The organism is Pseudomonas oryzihabitans (assembly GCF_032027545.1).
Taxonomy (GTDB): Bacteria; Pseudomonadota; Gammaproteobacteria; order Pseudomonadales; family Pseudomonadaceae; genus Chryseomonas; species Chryseomonas oryzihabitans_F.
Window position 1 is genome coordinate 1 of sequence record NZ_JAVSJB010000068.1, and the last position, 2113, is coordinate 2113.

Annotated in this window: 2 protein-coding genes and 1 pseudogene; 1 reads left to right on the top strand and 2 read right to left on the bottom strand. The window is 56.8% G+C overall.

Annotation, left to right across the window (positions count from 1 at the left end; translation table 11 throughout):
• Positions 1-214 (top strand): annotated as a pseudogene (locus RND78_RS27655) (DUF190 domain-containing protein); the annotation flags it as partial.
• 165 nt (positions 215-379) lie between these two features.
• Here the strand turns inward: RND78_RS27655 and RND78_RS27660 are convergent.
• Both RND78_RS27660 and RND78_RS27665 read right to left on the bottom strand, forming a co-directional pair.
• Complete coding sequence (locus RND78_RS27660) at positions 380-1543, bottom strand: TDT family transporter (RefSeq protein ID WP_312733417.1); 1164 nt, start codon at positions 1541-1543, stop codon at positions 380-382.
• Between the two features lie 129 nt (positions 1544-1672).
• The gene (locus RND78_RS27665) at positions 1673-2047 is read right to left on the bottom strand and encodes a hypothetical protein (protein WP_074528234.1); all 375 of its coding nucleotides are present in this window, start codon (positions 2045-2047) and stop codon (positions 1673-1675) included.
• Between the last annotated feature and the right edge of the window lie 66 nt (positions 2048-2113).

A 2113-nucleotide genomic window follows, 5' to 3' on the forward strand; every position in this document is an offset into this window, starting at 1 on the left:
CGGCCAAGATGGAAAACGCCACTCCGCTCATTTTTTTGAGCTTGCCGATCGACCCATCCAGGTGACGATGGCGCTGACTCAAATTCAACACGACATGCTGTTTCAACGCCTCGAGTCGGAAGACTTAGCACTGTTCTACATCAAGACGCCTGCCGAGATTGGCACGGTAGGACGCCACCGCCCTTCCCAAGAGACAGAGTCACCCTCGTCCTGAGCTGACGCACCTTTGAATCGGTTAAGGCGGCCGCGGTAACCAACGGCATCAAGGGATAGCTTTCACTGAGCCCCATTTGCGGACTCATCAGCTCACTCGTCGTAGAGAGTGGGCTGATGGTCCTGGCTTGGTGGCGTTGCTCAACGAGGCGCTACCTAATCGACCTCATTTGCGTGGTTGTAGATGAGCAATGCAAGGCGAGACGAACAGCGTCCCACGGTAGGCACCGGCCAGGGTGCGTCCCGCCACCACCGCCCACAGAGCAGTCAAGGCGACGACTAAAAAGGCGCCGAAGACGGTAAAGAAGCCTGATCCAAGCGTGCTTCCCAGACGTAGCGTCGTGACGGCATAGACGCCCAATGGAAAAGTAAAACCCCACCATCCCAGGTTGAAAGGGATGCCGTGGCGCGCGTACTTCAACGTGATCAGTATGGCAAGGCTCATCCACCACAAGCCGAGTCCCCACAGTAGGATCCCGCCAATTACGCCTAGCCCCTGCGCGACGACGCCAATTCTGGCCATACCGTGAGCAGCGAAGATAACCGGTGCGTCGCTGCCCATCACGAGCAGACCCAACGCACCCGTGCCGATGGGGCCCAGCGATAACCAGCTCGATGCAGCCATGTTCTCGTGAGGCAGCTTGTGCAGCGCCATCCGCAATAGCAGGATCACGAGGACACTTAGGGCGACAGGTACCGAATAAGCCCAAAGCACATAGCTGGTCACCAGCACGGTGAATTGGTGCCCGCCATCAGCTAGGTGCGGTGCCAACAGGCCACCACTGGCAGCGGCCACTTCGGCGGCCACCACAGGTAGCAACCACACCGCTGTCATTTGGTCGATGCTGTGCTGCTGACGGGTGAACATCAGGTACGGAATCGCTACTCCGCACACCAGTGCCATGGCCGCATCGACCCACCAGAGTCCGGTGGCAATCGTGACAGCCACCTCACCCCATCGTGGCAGCCCGAAGATCAGCATCCCGTTAATGATTGTTGCCAAGCCCATTGGAATGGTGCCGAAAAACATCGATACGGTAGAGTGGGCGAAAATTTGCTTGGCTTCGTTGTAGAACAAGATCCAGCGGGCGGCATACAAGCCGCTGAATAGAACGAAAAGCAAGATATTGAACAGCCACAGTCCTTCGGCGATCAGACGCAAGCCAGGTACCGACACGGGAAAGCTCGCTAAGGCGATTGCCAAGATACCGGTGCCCATCGTTGCCGCAAACCAGTTGGGGGTGAACTGGCGAACGACTTCGAGTGGCTGCTTGAGCTGGCTGAGCGGCTTGCCGCCGGTGCGCAGGGCTATAGCATCTTTTAAGGTCATGAGGTGAGCTCCGCTGAGGAATGCAATCAGTCTAGCTCGGCTCGATTATCCGCAAAATTGAATATAATTTAAAAAGTAATCTACCGAGCAGATAAGCAGCCCCTGTTGTCCGCAGGGACTGCTCCACAATCAAGGCTTGGCGACGTGCCAGACTTGATTGACGCCTTCACCGGTCGTTTCACCAGGCTTGCTGTCTTTTACCCAGGTATAGAGTGGCTGCCCCTTGTAGGCCCATTGCTGGCTACCATCATCACGCTGTACTACGGTATAGCCGTCACCGCTCTTGGCCCCTGCCGGTGCCATCAGCGGCGGCCAATTCTTGGCGCACGGGCCATTGCAAGCGGACTTACCCTCGCTGTCCTTGGTGAAGGTGTAAAGCGTCATACCCTTTTCATCCACAAGCACCTTACCCAAGGTGGTGTTGCCAACCTTGGCGGGCGTGGCCGCCAAGGCCAGCCCTGTCATGGAGAAAATGGCAGTGGCAATCAACACTTGTCTGAGCATGCTGGACCTCGGTGGTTATTGGTTATTAGTGTTTCGATTGGGGCACTTGCACTTGCACTTGCACTT